Origin of the sequence: Verrucosispora sp. WMMD573 (assembly GCF_027497175.1) — a bacterium.
Lineage (GTDB): Bacteria > Actinomycetota > Actinomycetes > Mycobacteriales > Micromonosporaceae > Micromonospora.
The window spans coordinates 250,559-267,068 of the sequence record NZ_CP114901.1; the positions used below are offsets into that span (position 1 = coordinate 250,559).

The following is a 16,510-nucleotide window of genomic DNA, read 5'->3' on the forward strand; positions in this document are numbered from 1 at the left end:
ACCCATCCCACCAGGCGCCGGACAGGCCGGCACGTCCGGGGCAGGCCGACCGACAAAACCCAGCAGACCGAACGAATGCCAGAACACGAATTTTTCCCTGCATAAGTCATGAAACGGTCTAACGTCGGTTCTGGCTCGGTTGTTGCCGGCCGCAGGACAACAGGGATGGAGTGACACAGGTCATGGCTAAGAAGATGCTGGGGAAGGTCGTTGCGGGTGCTGCCCTCGGCAGCGCCTCTCTGTTGGTGTTCGCGCCGGGAGCCGCGTACGCCGACAGCCAGCCGCAGACGGACGAAGGCAAGGTCTTTGCCAAGCCGCACGCCGTCAAGGCGGGCGAAGAGGTCAAGCTCATGCAGATCTGCACCGAGGAGCAGGAGCACCCCTTCGTCTGGTCCAAGGTCACCGGCAAGGTGAAGCTCGAACCGGCCCGGAACGGTGACTCGCGTGGCGACCACAAGGATTGGCGCGAGGAGAACGGCACCGCCGAAGGCGGCATGGACAGCGAGGGCTGGTCCGGCCACGAGCGTTCGCAGCCGGCCGAGGGCGAGCGCAGCGGCGGTTGGGGCGGCGGCGCTGACGTGCGCGACGACTGGAAGGGCGACGAGCACGGCCAGGACGCCGAGGGCGACCGCGACTCCAAGGACCACGACAAGAAGGACTGGAAGGGCGACTCGGCCGACGAGGAGTCCACCGGCGACTGGTCCGGTCGGCACGAGAACGGCGCGGACTCCGCCGAGCGCGAATGGTCCGGCGAGCGCGACTGGGCGGGCGAGTCGCACAAGGGCGACTGGTCCAGCGAGTCGGGCGAGAGCGACTGGTCCGGCAAGCGTGAAGACCGCTCCGGCGAGGCTGACTGGTCCGGCGAGCGCGACTGGGCGGCGGACGAGGCCGACGAACGCGGCAAGGACAGCTGGGAGCACAAGAAGGACTTCGTCTACTACGGCGAGGCCCACGTCGCCGAGGACGCCAAGCCCGGCACGTACGAGTTGGAGGGCTCCTGCGGCACGGGCGAGCTGGTCGTCCTGCCGAACGGTGGGGTCGACGGCGGCGACGGCGGGATCGCCACCGGCGCCGACCGTGGCCTGGCCACCGCCGGGGCGAGCCTGGTCGGCGCGGCGGCCCTCGGTGGCCTCGTGCTGATGCGCCGTCGTCGGGCCGATGAGTTCGCGGCCTGACGCGACGACGAGACGGGCCGGCGGCCGTCACGGTGGACCGTGGCGTGCCGTCGGCACCGTCGTCGTCGTCCTGCTCGCCATGATGGGCTCCGGCCTCATCGGCGCCGCGCTGAAGACCACCGACTCGCCGCGCCCACCGCAGCCCGTGGCAGGGACGAGCGCCGCGTCCCCGAACGCGTCCGCAGAGGCCGACCTCAACGGCGCGCAGCGAGTGCCGTCCGGGCTGCCCCGTGCCACTCCCACCAGCATCAGCATCCCCCGCATCGGGGTCCAGGCCAACATCATGACGCTCGGCACCAACCCCGACGGCACCGTCCAGGTGCCCCCGCTGGACCAGGCGCTGCTCGCCGGTTGGTACGAGCCCGGCCCGAGCCCCGGCGAGCCCGGCAACTCGGTCATCGTCGGTCACGTCGACTCGGCCGCGATCGGTCCCGCCGTCTTCTTCTCCCTCGGTGCCCTGCAACCCGGTGACACCGTCAGCGTCGCACGGGCCGACGGCCGGACGGCTACCTTCCGGGTGGACTCGGTGGCCTCGTATCCGAAGGACGCCTTCCCCACCGATCAGGTGTACGGCCCCAGCGACCGCCCGGGTCTACGGGTGATCACTTGCGGCGGCCAGTTCGACGAGGCAACCGGCGACTACCCCGACAACGTAATCGTCTTCGCCTCCCTCACCCCCTGACACCCCACCCCCGCCGATGCCCCCGCTCCCAGCCCCGCCGATCATGCAGTTGTGGCACCGGACAAAAGCCGGATATCCACACGTTCCGAGTGCCACAACTGCATGATCGCGATGGTGGGAGTGGTCAGGTGGCGGCGGAGGTGCGGACCAGGGTGCGGATCTGGCGGAGCAGGACCGAGAGGGCGGCCAGGTCGGCGCGGGATTCGTCGAACTCGCCCATCGCCCGTTCGGCACGGTGGATCGAGGTGGCATTCGACTGTTCCCACTGCTGTACCCGCTCCTGCGGCGAAAGGTCGCCCGGCGTGGAGTCCAGCACCTCCGCGGTGAGCGCGGCGAGCGCGGCGTACAGGTCGTACCGCAGCGCCATCCGCGCGAGCGTCTGCCAGCGGTCCTCGCGCGGCAGCAGGGAGATCTTCGACAGCAGCGAGTCCACCCGGAACCGGTCGGAGAGCACGAAGTAGACCGAGGCGACCTCAGCGACGTCCCGTCCGGTGCCGGCCGCGGTCTCCACCACGTCCAGCAGGCCGAAGCTGTACATCAGCCGGGTACTGCGCTCGGCCAGTTCACGCGGCACCCCGCGCCCGGTCATGGAGTCGATGTGGGCCACGATCGACTCGCGCTCGCTGCCGTAGAAGAGCGTCTCCATCTGGGGTAGCAGCCGGGTGATCCCGTCCCGCAGTCGGGCGATCTCGGCCGGCACGTCGATCGGCGAGCGGCGGTTGGTCACCAGCCACCGCACCGCCCGGTCGAGCAGCCGCCGGGTGTCGAGATAGACGCTGGTCTGCAACTCCGGATCGATCCGGTTGTCCAGTGCCTCGACCGCGTCCCACAGCTCGCGCAGTCCGAAGACCTCGCGGACCACCACGTACGCCCGGATCACGTCCGCCGCCGTCGCGGCGGTCTCCTCGACCACCCGGAAGACGAACGAGATCCCGCCCCGGTTGATCGCCTCGTTCACCAACACCGTGGTCACGATGTCGCGGCGCAACCGGTGCCGGTTCATCCGGTCGGCGAACCGTTTCCGCATCGGCGTCGGGAAGTAGTTGACCAGCACCTCGCCGGTCCACTCCTCGTCGGGCAGCCCGTCGGTGAGGATCTCCTTCTCCAGGGCGATCTTCACGTACGCCAGCAGCACGGCGAACTCCGGCGCGGTCAACCCGGACTCGGTGCGTACCGCCAACTCCTCGTCCGGCGGCAGCGCCTCCAGCGACCGGTCCAGGACGCCGGCACGCTCCAGCTCGGTGATCATCCGTCGGTGCACCGGAAGCAGCGAGGTCGCCTGGGCCTGAGAGTTGTTGATCGCCCGGGCCTGGTCATAGTTGTCCCGCAGCACCAGCTCCGCGACCTCGTCGGTCATCCGGGCGAGCAGCTCGTCCCGCTCGGGGACACTCAGCTCACCGTCGGCTACCGCGGTGTTCAGCAGGATCTTGATGTTCACCTCGTGGTCGGAGCAGTCCACCCCGGCCGCGTTGTCGATGAAGTCGGTGTACATCCGGCCGCCCGCCTGGGCGTACTCGATCCGGCCGTGCTGGGTGAAGCCCAGGTTGCCGCCCTCACCGACCACCCGGCAGCGCAGGCTGCGACCATCCACCCGAATCGCGTCGTTGGACTTGTCGCCCACCTGAGCGTTGGTCTCGCTGGACGCCTTGACGTAGGTGCCGATGCCGCCGTTCCAGAACAGGTCGACAGGCGCGGTGAGGATGGCCTTCATCAACTCCTGCGGGCTCAGCTGGTCGACGTCGTCGTCGAGCCCGAGCACGGCACGAACCTGCGGTGACACCGGCACCGACTTCGCCGTACGCGGGTAGATCCCACCCCCGGCAGAGATCAACTCGGCGTTGTAGTCCTCCCAGGTGGACCGGGACAACTCGAACAGCCGTTTGCGTTCGGCGTACGAGGTGGCCGGGTCCGGGTCCGGGTCCAGGAAGATGTGCCGGTGGTCGAACGCGGCCACCAGCCGGATGTGCTCCGACAACAGCATGCCGTTGCCGAACACGTCACCGGACATGTCGCCGACCCCGGCCACGGTGAAGTCCTGACTCTGGGTGTCGTGCCCCATCTCGCGGAAGTGCCGCTTGACCGACTCCCACGCACCTCGGGCGGTGATGCCCATCTTCTTGTGGTCGTAGCCGGCCGAGCCGCCGGAGGCGAAGGCGTCGCCCAGCCAGAAGTTGTGCGCCGTCGAGATCGCGTTGGCGGTGTCGGAGAAGGTGGCGGTGCCCTTGTCCGCCGCCACCACCATGTACGGGTCGTCGCCGTCGTGCCGGACCACGTCGTCGGGCGGCACGATCTCACCGGCCACGATGTTGTCGGTGACGTCCAGCAGCGCCGAGACGAACTCCTGGTAGCAGATCACCGCCTCGTCGCGGTCACCCGGCTGCTGCTTGAGCACGAAACCGCCCTTCGCGCCCACCGGCACGATCACGGCGTTCTTCACCATCTGCGCCTTGACCAGACCGAGCACCTCGGTACGGAAGTCCTCCCGCCGGTCGGACCAGCGCAGGCCGCCCCGGGCCACCGGCCCGAACCGCAGGTGCACACCCTCGAACCGGGGCGAGTAGACGAAGATCTCGAACTTCGGTCGCGGCGCGGGCAACTCGGGGACCGCCTGCGGGTCGAGCTTGAAGGCGACGTACGGCTTGGGCCGCCCGCCCACCGGCCGCTGGTAGAAGCTGGTCCGCAGGGTGGCCTGGATCAGGTTCAGGTACGACCGCAGGATCCGGTCCTGGTCGAGGCTGGCCACGTCGTCGAGCGCGGCGCGGATCTCGGTCACCAGTTCGGCACCCCGCCGCTGGCGCTGCTCGGCGTCGACCGGACCCGGCTCGAACCGCGCCTCGAAGAGCTGCACCAGCAACGTGGCCAAGTGCGGGTACGCGATGAAGGTGGACTCCATGTAGTCCTGCGAGAACACCGTGCCGGTCTGCCGCAGGTACTTCGCGTACGCCCGCAGCACCACCACCTGACGCCAGGTCAGCCCGGCGAGCAGCACCAGCTCGTTGAAGCGGTCCACCTCGGCTTCGCCCCGCCACGCCGCCGCGAAGGCGTTCTCCACGTGCGGGCGCACCTCGGCCAGTTCCTGGTGCCCCTCGGGCAGCCGTAGCCCGAAGTCGTAGAGCCAGATCCGGCCGTCGACCCGCTCCACCTCGTACGGGTGCTCGTCGACGACCTTGACGCCGAGTGAGTGCAGCACCGGCAGCACCGCCGAGAGCATCATCGGCTCGCCGTAGCGGTACACCTTGAACCGCACGTCCATCGACTCGTCGACGTCCGGGCCCCGGCTGGCGGCTCGCGGCGCCAACTGCTTGCGGAACAGGTGCATCTCCAGCTGGCCGGGCTCCTCCAGCAGCTCCAGCTTGGCCAGGTCCTTCATCGCCTCGTACGGCGTGTGCCCGTCCTTGTAGCCCTCCGGGAACGCGTCGGCGTACCGGCCGAACAGGTGCTTGGCCTGCTCGTCGCCGAGCTTGCGTTCCAGCACCAGCCGGTAGTCGTCGTCCCACAACCGGGTGGCGTCGGCCAGCTCCTCGGCCAACAGGTCGGCGTCGATGTCGCCGGGTGGGCTCGTCGGGTCGGTCCGCACGATGAAGTGCACCCGGGCCAGCATCGACTCGGTCACCCGGGTGGTGTAGTCCACCCCGACACCGTTCAGCTCACGCAGCAGGATGTCCTGCATGCGCAGGCGGTTCTGGGTGGTGAACCGGTCCCGGGGCAGGTAGATCAGACAGGAGATGAACCGCCCGTACGCGTCGCGACGCAGGAACACCCGCAGCTGCCGGCGACCGGCCATCCGCAGCACCCCGATGACCGCGTGGTACAGGTCGTCGGTCTTGATCTGGAACAGTTCGTCGCGCGGGTACGTCTCCAGGATCTGCATCAGATCCTTGCCGGAGTGGCTGCGCAGGCTCAGCCCGGAGCGGTCAAGCACCTCGGCGACCTTGCGCCGGACCACCGGCAACTCCTGGACACTGGTCCGGTACGCGGCGGTCGAGAACAGGCCCAGGAAGCGCCGCTCGCCCACCACCTCGCCGTCCTCGTCGAAGATCTTGAAGCCGATGTAGTCGAGGTACGCCGAGCGGTGCACGGTGGCCCGCGAGTTCGCCTTGGTGATGATCAGCAGGCGCTTCTCGGTGACCTTCTCGTGCGCCTCGGGCGTCATCGAGGACAGTGCGCGCGCCTCCGGCGAGTCCTGACGCAGGATGCCCAGCCCGGTGCCGAGCACCGCTTCCAGCGCCGGCCCGCCCTCGGCCGAGTTCGGCACCAGCCGGTACTCCCGGTAGCCGAGGAAGGTGAAGTGATCGTGCGCGAGCCAGCGCAACAGCTCGACCGAGTCGGTGATGTCCTTCTCCGGCACCGGTGGCCGGTTGTCGCTGGTCCGCGCGGCAGCCAACTCGTCGGCGAGGGTGAGGGCGCACTGGCGCATCTTCGGCCAGTCCTCCACGGCCTCCCGCACGTCGGTCAGCACCCGTTGCAGTTCCCGACGTAGCTTGTCCCGCTCCTCCGGGTCACGGACCGGGTCGATCTCGATCCGCATCCAGCTCTCGACCAGATCGCCGGAGATCGCATCGTCCGGCTCCACGTCGGCGGCGACCTCGACCAGCCGACCCAACGGCTCCCGGCGCACCACGACCAGCGGGTGCACCAGCAGGTGGACGTCCAGGTGATGGGTGTTGAGCAGGGCGGTCACCGAGTCGACCAGGAACGGCATGTCGTCGGTGACGATCTCGATGACGCTGTGGTGCTGCTCCGCGTCGGGCGAGTGGATCCGCAGCTTCAACTCACCCGGCACCCGCTGCCGGGCCAGTTCCCGGTGCGCGCGAGCGGCGTCGAGCATCTCCTCGGCGGTGAACCCGATCAGTTCCTCGTCCGGCGCGAACCGCCAGAACCTGCCCACCAGGGTCGCCGCGTCATGGTCGTCGCCGGCCAGCGACACCGCCTGGGCCACCAGTCGCTCGGCGTTGGGCACCGGCTCGTCGAACTCGGCGTCCTCCGCGTCGTCGGCCAGCGCCTCCGGCGGTAGTCCCAGGTCGTAGAGGGTGTCGAGGCTCGAACCGGTCATCCCGGTCGCACCTGTGTCTAGCCGACCGAAACCGTCCCCGTCGGTCGCCGTGTCGAAACTGTCGTCCCGGCCGGTGTCAACCTGCCGGAGGTCGGGTTCCGGTTTGATCGCCGGACGCCGGTCCATCGGTGCCACTCCCCTCGACCCACAACGCTGTGGGTCACTCTGCCGCCAAGCCTAGGCCGACCGATCAGTTCCTCCGTCGGCGGACCACCGGCCGGACGTCCGGATCTCCGACGCCGTCCTTTCACCCGTTGCGGTACGAGGTTCGACCGGGTCCGGAGTACCCCGCCTGATGTTGTTCATCACACCGTCACGAGACCGTCTTTTCTCCTGACCAGGCCCGTCCGGGACAGTGGCCGCCGCCCCGGCGTACTAGCGTGCGGAACAGCCGACCGGGAGGAAGCACCAGATGTACGTTCCGCTCCGCCAACGCCGCAGCCGGTCACCACTTGGCGTGGTCATCGCCTGCCTGGTCGTGGCGGCCGGTCTGGTCGCCTGCTCCGGCGAGGACGGCCCGCAGCGCACCGTCGACGCCTTCCTCGACGGCTGGCGCAAGGGCGACCTGAACGCGGTGGGTTTCGTCGACCCGACCGGCGCGAAGGTTCCCGCGGCCAACGTCGTCCGGGAGATCCGGGAGCTCTCCGGCGAGCTCGTCGACGCTCCGCTCGCGCTGACCCGCCAGGGCGATCCCGAGGTGGTCCGGGACACCGCCACCGCCACCATCCGCGTCGAGTGGACGCTACCGGGCGGGACGAGCTGGGCGTACGACCGTCCGCTGCGACTCAGCCAGGGCCGCGACGACAAATGGCAGGTGATCTGGGAGCCGCAGATCGTTCAGGAACAGCTCACCCGCGGCGATCGGCTGGGGCTGCGACGGGATCGGGCCACCCGGGCCACCGTGCTCGACGGTGCCGGTGAGCCGATCGTGGCGCCCCGCGACGTGGTCCGGGTGGGGTTGCAGCCCAACGAGGTGACCGACGTCAAGGCCATGATCCGCGAACTGGACGCCGCCTTCCGCGCCATCCGGCCGGCGATCACCCCGCCGGTCGACCTGTCGGACCTGCCGAAGCGGCTGAAGGAGGCGAAACCGGACGCATTCGTCGAGGTGGTCACCCTGCGTGACGAGGCGTACCGACAGATCAAGTCCCGCATCTACCCCCTGTCCGGGACGAAGTTCCCGACCGACAAGCTGGACCTCGCACCCACCCGCGAGTTCGCCCGGGCAGTGCTCGGAACCGTCGACCCCGCGTACGCCGAGGACCTCGCCGACCACCCCGACCGCTACTCCCCCGGCGACCTCGTCGGCCACGGAGGATTGCAGGGCCGCTGGGACGAGCGGCTACGTGGCGTACCGGGCCTGGCCGTCGTGATCAACCGAGCCGGGCCGGACGGCACCGTGGAGTCGACAGGCACCGAGGTGTTCCGCCGTGAGCCCCAGCCCGGCCAGCCGGTTCGTACCACCCTCGACGTGGCCACTCAGAATGCCGCCGACCGGGCGCTGCGCGGCGAACGCCGGCGCTCCGCCCTGGTGGCCGTACGGATCACCGACGGTGCCGTGCTCGCCGCGGCCAACGGCCCCGGTGCCGCCGGGGAGAACCTGGCCTTCACCGCGCAGGTGCCACCCGGCTCCACCTTCAAGATGGTAAGCGCGTTCGGGCTGATCGAACGCGGGGCGGTCACCCCCGACACCACCGTCGACTGCCCGAAGAGGCTCGACGTGGACGGACGTTTGTTCAAGAACTCCGATGACTTCGCCCTCGGCAAGGTGCCGTTCCGCACCGACTTCGCCAAGTCGTGCAACACCGCCTTCGCCGCGCTCGCCCCCCAGCTGGGCGCGGACGGCCTGGCCGCCGCCGGACGCGCTCTCGGTCTGGAAGGCGACTGGGGTGACCTGGGCCTGGACGCGTTCACCGGCAAGGTCTCGGCGAACGGCGGCGCCACCGAACAGGCCGCCGCGGCGATCGGACAGGGCACCACGGTGGTCAGCCCGCTGGCCATGGCGGCGGCGACCGCAGCCGTGGCCAGGGGTCAGTTCGTCCCGCCGAAGCTGCTGCTGGATCCGGCGCCGGCACCGGCCGCCGGGCCGGGGGCGCAGCTGAAGCCCGAGGCGGTCACGGCAGTCCAGGACATGATGCGCGAGGTGGTCACCAGCGGCTCCGGGACCGCCCTGCGGGATGTGCCGGGCGAGCCGGTGCACGGCAAGACCGGCACCGCCGAGTACGACGACAACCCGGACAACACCCACGCCTGGTTCGTCGCCTGGCAGGGCGACGTGGCCTTCGCCGTCTTCGTCGAGAAGGGCGGCTCGGGCAGCGGCACCGCGGTACCGATCGCCGAGAGCTTCCTGCGCGCCCTATCCGACTGAACGCCTCACCCCTCCCAACCGCCGCTGACCCCCCGCAAACGCTCCCCGGTAAGCAACTTCGGGGTTGTTGCTGGGTCAGCGGGGCCTCCAGGCAGCAACAACCCTGAAGTTGTCCGAAACGGCGGCGGGACGAGACGGCGGCGGGATGTCAGGCGGCCGGCCCGCCGGTGGCGGTCGCTGGACGAGTGGTCCCCGTCGGGAAAGCGATGCCGCCCGGGTCACCATCGGCTACACCACCATCGGCCAGGTCATGATCAGCCAGGCCACCATCGACCGGGTCACCGCCGCCCGCGCTGCCGCCACCCACACCGCCACTGCCGCCGCCCGCGCTGCCGCCACCCACACCGCCACTGCCGCCGCCCGCGCCACCGCCGTCCGTGCCGCCACCGCCCACGCCACCGCCACTCGGGCGACCGCCGCTGTGGCGATGGTCGTCGGTCTGACCGCGGTCGACAGGTGCCGGTGCGTCCGGTGGGCCGGGTTGATCGATGCTCCGGCGCGGGCCGGGGGTGGGACGGCGACTCTCCTCGGGACGCGACCGAGGTGGCGCCGAACCGGGAGCGGTCACCGGGCGCAGGCCGGATACCACGGTGTTGACGATCTCCGCGGCGTACGCGCCGTCCGGGTCGTAGTCGGGGTCGAAGACGGTCAGCTCGACACCGAGGCAGTGCGGGGTGTCGACCAGACCGGCGAGCAGAATCTCCAGCTCGGCGAAGGCGATGCCGCCCGGGTCGGGCGCGTCGACCGCCGGCATCACGGCGGGGTCGAGCACGTCCACGTCGACATGCACCCAGTATCCCGCGCAGTCGGCCAGCTGCTCGTGCGCCCACTGGGCGGTACGCGCCGCGCCCTCGGCGCGGAGCGCCGGCACCGGTCGGGTGATGATCCCGGCGGCCTGCAGGTCGAGCCGGTACTCGTCCTGGGCACGGATGCCGAGCACCACCACATCCACGTCCCGGAAGTATGGTCGCCGGCCCTCGATGGCCGCCAGGTCGGCCTGGCCCCGACCGGTCACCAGGGCGAGATCCTCACCCGCCGCCGCGCCCACGTACGAGGCGTTGCCAGGATGTCGGAAGTCGGAATGGCCGTCGACGAAGATCAAACCGATCCGGCCGCCGACCGCCTCACCCAGCCGGTGCATGGCCAGCGCCGAGCCGAGCAGGATCGAGCAGTCGCCGCCGAGGACCACCGGGAACTCTCCCCGGTCGATGATCGCGCCGATCCGGTCGGCCAGCGCCGCCGAGTAGTCGGCGATCTCCCGCGCGTGGCAGACGCCGTCTCCGGGTCGCCAGTCACCGGCGTCGTAGCGGGGCGGGGTCAGGCAACCCGCGTCCCGGGCGCGCAACCGGGGCAGCAGCCCCTGGTCCCGTAGCGCGCCCGGCGCCTTCCCGCAGCCTGGCACGGAGGTGGGCGTCGGCGGGCGCAGACCGAGGTTACTCGGCGCGTCGAGGACGGCGATCCGGCGCATCATGGACCGCCGACGTTCGCGACTGCGGGGCTCGCAAGCTCACTCCTCGCGCTCACCGAGCCACCCTTCGTTCGCGACTGCGGGGCTCGCAAGCTCACTCCTCGCGCTCACCGAGCCACCCTTCGATCGCGACTGCGGGGCTCGCAAGCTCACTCCTCGCGCTCACCTAAGCTCCCGTCCTCGTGGTGTGAAGGCGGGCCGGCGACACGCCGGCCCGCGCTGGCGTGGCAGGTACTCAGAACAGGGCGCTGGCCAGGGACCGGCGGGCCGAGGCGACCGCGGGATCCTCTGGCCCGGCGATGGTGAACAGGCCGATCAGGTGCTGACGGACCTTCTCCCGGTCGTCGCCAGCGGTACGGCGTACCAGCCCGACCAGGCGCTGGTACGCCTGATCGGCCAGGCCGCTGAGGACCTCGATGTCGGCGGCGAGCAGTTGGGCGTCGACATCGTCGGGGTCGGCCGCTGCGGCGGTGAGCGCCGCCTGCGGATCGGCTCCGGCCACCCGGCGGGCGAGTCCCACCTGGGCCAGCCCGGCCTCGGCCGCGGCGTCCGCCGGGGTTTCGGCGAGGATCTTCCGGTACGCCTGCTCGGCGGCGTCCAGGTCACCACTCATCAGCGCGTCGTCCGCCTCGTTGAGCCGTGGGTCCTCCGGCTCGGCCACACTCACCCCACCGGCCTTGAGCACGGCCTGGAGCCACTGGCGAAGCTGCGCCTCGGGCACCACGCCGGAGAAGGCGTCGACGGGTTGCCCGCCGACCACCGCGTACACCATCGGGATGCCCTGGACCCGGAACATCTGCGCGAGCCTCGGGTTGGCGTCCACGTCGACCTTGGCGAGCACCCAGGCACCGCCGCCCTCGACCGCCAGCCGTTCCAGCACCGGAGAGAGTTGCTTGCAGGGCTCGCACCACTCGGCCCAGAAGTCGACCACGACGGGTGTGGTCAACGAGCGCTCCAGGACCTCCGACTGGAAGGTCGCCTCGGTCACGTCGACGACTGTGACGCCGCCGACGGCACCGCCGGGTGCCCCGGCGGGCGGGCCGGCCTGAACCGGAGCCGGTGTGGAACTGGGGGCAGGGGTGCGCAGCGCGCTGAGGTCGACCGCGCCGCGGGTAAAGATCGACGAGGTGATCCGTGGGTCGCTCATGGTTATCTAGTCTCGCACGCAGTTCGCCGAACTCGGATCAGCCTCGGCCCGCGCAGTTGCCACTGTCACCCCTGCCCAGCCGCCCTGATGGGGCGAAGGTCAGAACCGTGCGGGCTCGCGGTAAACGCCCCATTCGGCCCGCAGCGCCTCACAGATCTCGCCGAGGGTCGCCTCCGCCCGGACGGCGTCGAGCATCGCCGGGATCATGTTCTCCCCGGTACGGCTCACCGCCACCATGGCCTCGACCGCGGCACGTACCCGGGAGTCGTCCCGACCGTGCTTGCGTTCGGCCAGCATCCGGCGCTGTTCCAACTCCACCTCGTGCGAGATGCGGAGGATCTCCAGCTCCTTGGCGACCGTGCCGGTGTGGCAGTTGACGCCGACGATCTTCTTGTCGCCCTTCTCCAACGCCTGCTGGTACGCGAACGCAGCCTCGGCGATCTGCCCGGTGAACCAGCCGTCCTCGATGCCGCGCAAGATGCCGGAGGTCATCGGCCCGATCTGGTGCGGGCCGTCGCCGCCGAGCGCGCGGATCCGGGCGAAGATCTCCTCCGCCTCGGCCTCGATCCGGTCGGTGAGCGCCTCGACGTACCAGGAGCCGCCCAGCGGGTCGGCCACGTTTGTCACCCCGATCTCCTCCATCAGCACCTGCTGAGTACGCAGGGCGATCTCCGCGGACTCGTCGGTGGGCAGGGCGAGGGTCTCGTCCAGGGCGTTGGTGTGCAGTGAGTTGGTGCCGCCGAGCACGGCGGCGAGCGCCTCGACGGCGGTGCGTACCACGTTGTTGACCGGCTGCTGCGCGGTCAGCGACACGCCCGCGGTCTGGGTGTGGAATCGCAGCCAGAGCGCCTTCTCGCTGGTAGCGCCGTAGACGTCGCGCAGCCAGCGCGCCCAGATCCGGCGGGCGGCCCGGAACTTGGCGATCTCCTCGAAGAAGTCGACGTGCGAGTCGAAGAAGAAACTCAGCCCGGGGGCGAAGACGTTGACGTCGAGCCCGCGCGACAGTCCCAGTTCGACGTAACCGAAGCCGTCCGCCAGGGTGTACGCCAGTTCCTGCGCGGCGGTCGAGCCGGCCTCACGGATGTGGTAGCCGGAGACCGACAGCGGCTTGTAGCGCGGGATCTCGGCCGCGCAGTACTCCATCAGGTCGCCGATCAGGCGCAGGTGCGGCTCCGGGTCGAACAGCCACTCCTTCTGCGCGATGTACTCCTTGAAGATGTCGGTCTGCAGCGTCCCGTCCAGGCTCGACAGGTCGGCGCCCTGGCGCTCGGCGGCGACCAGGTACATGCAGAACACCGGCACCGCCGGGCCGGAGATGGTCATGCTGGTGGTGACCCCGGCCAGGTCGATGCCGTCGAAGAGCGCCTCCATGTCGGCGGCGCTGTCCACCGCCACCCCGCAGTGGCCCACCTCGCCGAGCGACTGCGGGTCGTCGGAGTCGCGCCCCATCAGGGTCGGCATGTCGAAGGCGACGGAGAGCCCGCCGCCACCGGCGCCCAGGATCATCTTGTAGCGCTCGTTGGTCTGCCGGGCGTTGCCGAACCCGGCGAACTGGCGGATCGTCCAGGTCCGTCCCCGGTAGCCGGTCGGGTGGAGGCCCCGCGTGTACGGGAACTCCCCGGGCCAGCCGATCCGCTCGAATCCCGGGTACGCGGCACCTTGCGGTGGACCGTAGACCGGCTCGACGGGCATCCCGGAGAGCGTGGTGAAGTCGGCGTCCCGCTTGCGCGCGGAGTCGTAGCGGGCCTGCCAGCGGGCCCGCCCGGCCGCGATGTCGTCGGCGTTCATCCCCGGGCTCCTCCTCGAGTCCTCGACTGCGATCGAGTGTAGAGCCCTTACCTGAACGATCGATAAGGCAGTTCGTACCGACCGGTAACCTGAGCTGCCCGAATTCAGGCGCCAGGACCGTCGATGGCCACGTCGTCCACCCGGATGTTGATCTCGTCGACCCGCAGTCCGTACGCCTCGACCGCCCGGGTCACCTCGACCCGCACCGCCGTGGTCACCTCCGGCACCGGGTGGCCGGCGTCGGTCACGATGACCAGGTTGATCACGGCACCGCCGTTGGTGACGTGCGCCGAGCAGCCCCGGCGCGCGTCGCCGACCTGGTCGAGCCCGACCCGGTCCAGTACCGCGTTGAAGAACCGGGCGATGTCGCCACCCAGCTCGACCACGCCGGGCACGGCCTTCGCCGCGGCCACCGCGATCTTCTCCACCACCTCGTCCGAGATGTGCGTACGCCCGCCCGCCACCGCGTCCGGCGTCATCGCCAACTCCTGCGTCATCTCGTGGTCCATGCGTCCCCCAGCGGCCGTCGCGGTGTCCGCGCAACCGCGCGGCGGTGCGAGCCTAACCGTCCCGGGCGGTCCGCAGTGGACGTGGTTACCCGGCGATCTGGGCGAGCAACGTCTCGGCCGCGGCGTACGGATCGGTGGCACCGGCCGCCACCTCGGCGGCGAGCGCCGGCAGCTGCGTACCGTCGCGCAGCGAGCCGATCCGGGCGCGGAGCACGCCGAGCGCGATCGCCTCGACCTCGGCGGCGGCCCGCGCCTCCCGCCGACGCCGCAACTCGTCGTGCTCCACCAGCCAGGCGCGATGCTTGTCGATGGCGGCGGCGACGTCGTCGATGCCCTCACCACGGGCGGCGACCGCCCGCACCACCTGCGGACGCCACTGACCCGGCCCGCGCTCGCCGAGGGCGATCATGCCCTGGATGTCCCGCACGGTGGCGTCGGCACCGTCCCGGTCGGCCTTGTTCACCACGAAGACGTCGGCGATCTCCAGAATGCCGGCCTTCACTGCCTGGATCGCGTCGCCCATGCCCGGCGCGAGCAGCACCAGTGTGGTGTCGGCCAGCGAGGCCACCTCGACCTCCGCCTGCCCGACCCCGACGGTCTCCACCAGCACCACGTCGCAGCCGGCGCCCTCCAGCACCCGCACCGCCTGCGGGGTGGCCGCCGACAACCCACCGAGGTGCCCCCGGCTGGACATGGAGCGGATGTAGACGCCCGGGTCGGTGGCATGGTCCTGCATCCGCACCCGGTCACCGAGGATCGCACCGCCGGTGAACGGACTGGACGGATCGATGGCCAGCACGCCGACCCGGTGCCCGTGGGCCCGCAGCGCTCGGACCAGTTCGTTCGTGGTGGTGGACTTGCCCACCCCCGGCGAGCCGGTCAGGCCGACCACCTGGGCCCGTCCGGTGTACGGGGCGAGCGCCGCGGCCATGACCGGCACGGTCTCGTCGCCCGACTCGACCAGGGTGATCAGCCGGGCCACCGCGCGGGGATCACCGTCGCGGGCCCGTTCGACAAGCATCGGTACGTCCCGACTGCGGCGCACCGAACCGGTGGCCGCCGCCGGGACGCGGGTGTTCGACTCGCTCACAGATCGGTTTCGGTGGGGTCGGGAACGTGGATGATCAGTGCGTCGCCCTGGCCGCCACCCCCGCACAGCGCCGCCGCACCCGTGCCGCCACCGCGCCGCTTGAGTTCCAACGCGAGGGTGAGTACCAGCCGGGCGCCGGACATGCCGATCGGGTGGCCGAGCGCGATCGCCCCGCCGTTGACGTTGACCTTGTCCGGGCTGATCCCAAGGTCACGGGTCGACTGGATACCGACCTGGGCGAACGCCTCGTTGATCTCGATCAGGTCCAGGTCGGAGACGGCCAGGCCGCCCTTGCGCAGGGCGTGCTGGATGGCGTTCGACGGCTGCGAGTGCAGGGAGTTGTCGGGGCCTGCCACGTTGCCGTGCGCCCCCACCTCGGCCAGCCAGGCCAGGCCCAGTTCCTTGGCCTTCGCCTTGCTCATCACCACCACGGCGGCGGCGCCGTCGGAGATCGGCGAGGAACTGCCCGCGGTGATGGTGCCGTCGGGGGTGAACGCCGGGCGGAGTTTGGCCAGGGACTCGGCGGTGGTGTCCGGCCGGATGCCCTCGTCCTCGCTGATCACCAGCGGGTCACCCTTGCGCTGCGGGATGACCACCGGGGTGATCTCCTCGGCGAAGTGGCCGTTCTTCTGGGCGGCGGCGGCGCGCTGGTGGCTGCTGGCCGCGAACTCGTCCTGCTCCCGACGGGTGATGCTCCGGGTGCTGCCGTGCCGCTCGGTGGACTCGCCCATCGCGCAGCAGTCCCAGGCGTCGGTCAGCCCGTCGAGCGCCATGTGGTCCTTGAGCGTCACGTCACCGTACTTGTAGCCGCCGCGCTGGCCGAGCAGCAGGTGCGGAGCATTGGTCATCGACTCCATGCCGCCGGCCACCACGATGTCGAACTCGCCGGCCCGGATCAGCTGGTCGGCCAGGGCGATCGCGTCGAGCCCGGAGAGACAGACCTTGTTGATACTCAGGGCCGGTACGGACATCGGGATGCCCGCCTCGACGGCGGCCTGCCGGGCGGGAATCTGCCCGGCGCCAGCCTGGAGCACCTGGCCCATGATCACGTATTGCACCTGGTCGGGTGCGACTCCCGCCCGTTCCAGGGCGGCAGAGATCGCGATGCCGCCGAGTTTCGTCGCCGGTAGGTCCTTGAGGTTGCCCAGCAGGCGCCCCATCGGGGTCCGCGCGCCGCTGACGATCACCGAAGCCATACCTGCCTCCGAGGGGGTGCCGACCTGTACGCCT

Annotated in this window: 10 protein-coding genes; 3 read left to right on the forward strand and 7 right to left on the reverse strand. The window is 70.5% G+C overall.

What is annotated here, in order from left to right; genetic code table 11:
- The first annotated feature begins 182 nt into the window (after positions 1-182).
- Positions 183-1,175 (forward strand): hypothetical protein, encoded by a 993-nt coding sequence (locus O7601_RS01215; RefSeq protein WP_281564470.1) that lies wholly within the window; start codon positions 183-185, stop codon positions 1,173-1,175.
- Positions 1,159-1,857 (forward strand): class F sortase, encoded by a 699-nt coding sequence (locus O7601_RS01220; RefSeq protein ID WP_281564471.1) that lies wholly within the window; start codon positions 1,159-1,161, stop codon positions 1,855-1,857. The genes O7601_RS01215 and O7601_RS01220 overlap by 17 nt, the downstream gene beginning before the upstream one ends.
- 124 nt (positions 1,858-1,981) lie before the next feature.
- Here the strand turns inward: O7601_RS01220 and O7601_RS01225 are convergent, their stop codons facing one another.
- Positions 1,982-7,036 carry an NAD-glutamate dehydrogenase gene (locus O7601_RS01225; RefSeq protein WP_281564472.1) on the reverse strand — a complete coding sequence of 1,685 codons (5,055 nt, stop codon included), beginning with the start codon at positions 7,034-7,036 and terminating at the stop codon, positions 1,982-1,984.
- Positions 7,037-7,322: 286 nt separating this feature from the next.
- On the opposite strand from O7601_RS01225, the gene O7601_RS01230 reads away from it, so the two are divergent.
- On the forward strand, positions 7,323-9,278 hold the full coding sequence (locus tag O7601_RS01230; RefSeq protein WP_281564473.1) for a penicillin-binding transpeptidase domain-containing protein: 1,956 nt from the start codon (positions 7,323-7,325) through the stop codon (positions 9,276-9,278).
- 148 nt (positions 9,279-9,426) lie between these two features.
- Here the strand turns inward: O7601_RS01230 and O7601_RS01235 are convergent, their stop codons facing one another.
- The 6 genes from O7601_RS01235 to O7601_RS01260 form a co-directional block, all read right to left on the reverse strand.
- Positions 9,427-10,749: an arginase family protein gene (locus O7601_RS01235; protein WP_348650225.1), complete on the reverse strand. Its 1,323-nt coding sequence runs from the start codon at positions 10,747-10,749 to the stop codon at positions 9,427-9,429.
- 232 nt (positions 10,750-10,981) lie between these two features.
- Positions 10,982-11,893 (reverse strand): tetratricopeptide repeat protein, encoded by a 912-nt coding sequence (locus O7601_RS01240; protein WP_281564474.1) that lies wholly within the window; start codon positions 11,891-11,893, stop codon positions 10,982-10,984.
- Between the two features lie 99 nt (positions 11,894-11,992).
- Positions 11,993-13,681 carry a methylmalonyl-CoA mutase family protein gene (locus O7601_RS01245; RefSeq protein WP_281564475.1) on the reverse strand — a complete coding sequence of 563 codons (1,689 nt, stop codon included), beginning with the start codon at positions 13,679-13,681 and terminating at the stop codon, positions 11,993-11,995.
- Between the two features lie 104 nt (positions 13,682-13,785).
- Positions 13,786-14,178, reverse strand: a complete 393-nt coding sequence (locus O7601_RS01250; protein WP_281564476.1) for an Asp23/Gls24 family envelope stress response protein — start codon at positions 14,176-14,178, stop codon at positions 13,786-13,788.
- Between the two features lie 97 nt (positions 14,179-14,275).
- Complete coding sequence (meaB, locus tag O7601_RS01255; protein ID WP_281564477.1) at positions 14,276-15,280, reverse strand: methylmalonyl Co-A mutase-associated GTPase MeaB; 1,005 nt, start codon at positions 15,278-15,280, stop codon at positions 14,276-14,278.
- Entirely contained in the window at positions 15,277-16,476 is a 1,200-nt protein-coding gene (locus tag O7601_RS01260) for an acetyl-CoA C-acetyltransferase (RefSeq protein WP_281564478.1), read from the reverse strand. The genes meaB and O7601_RS01260 overlap by 4 nt, the downstream gene beginning before the upstream one ends.
- Positions 16,477-16,510 lie beyond the last annotated feature (34 nt).

Bases quoted from the DNA above. Each gene is read 5' to 3' on its own strand.
- O7601_RS01215 (WP_281564470.1), top strand. From the start codon at position 183: ATGGCTAAGAAGATGCTGGGGAAGGTCGTTGCGGGTGCTGCCCTCGGC.
- O7601_RS01220 (WP_281564471.1), top strand. From the start codon at position 1,159: ATGAGTTCGCGGCCTGACGCGACGACGAGACGGGCCGGCGGCCGTCAC.
- O7601_RS01225 (WP_281564472.1), bottom strand. From the start codon at position 7,036: ATGGACCGGCGTCCGGCGATCAAACCGGAACCCGACCTCCGGCAGGTT.
- O7601_RS01230 (WP_281564473.1), top strand. From the start codon at position 7,323: ATGTACGTTCCGCTCCGCCAACGCCGCAGCCGGTCACCACTTGGCGTG.
- O7601_RS01235 (WP_348650225.1), bottom strand. From the start codon at position 10,749: ATGATGCGCCGGATCGCCGTCCTCGACGCGCCGAGTAACCTCGGTCTG.
- O7601_RS01240 (WP_281564474.1), bottom strand. From the start codon at position 11,893: ATGAGCGACCCACGGATCACCTCGTCGATCTTTACCCGCGGCGCGGTC.
- O7601_RS01245 (WP_281564475.1), bottom strand. From the start codon at position 13,681: ATGAACGCCGACGACATCGCGGCCGGGCGGGCCCGCTGGCAGGCCCGC.
- O7601_RS01250 (WP_281564476.1), bottom strand. From the start codon at position 14,178: ATGACGCAGGAGTTGGCGATGACGCCGGACGCGGTGGCGGGCGGGCGT.
- O7601_RS01260 (WP_281564478.1), bottom strand. From the start codon at position 16,476: ATGGCTTCGGTGATCGTCAGCGGCGCGCGGACCCCGATGGGGCGCCTG.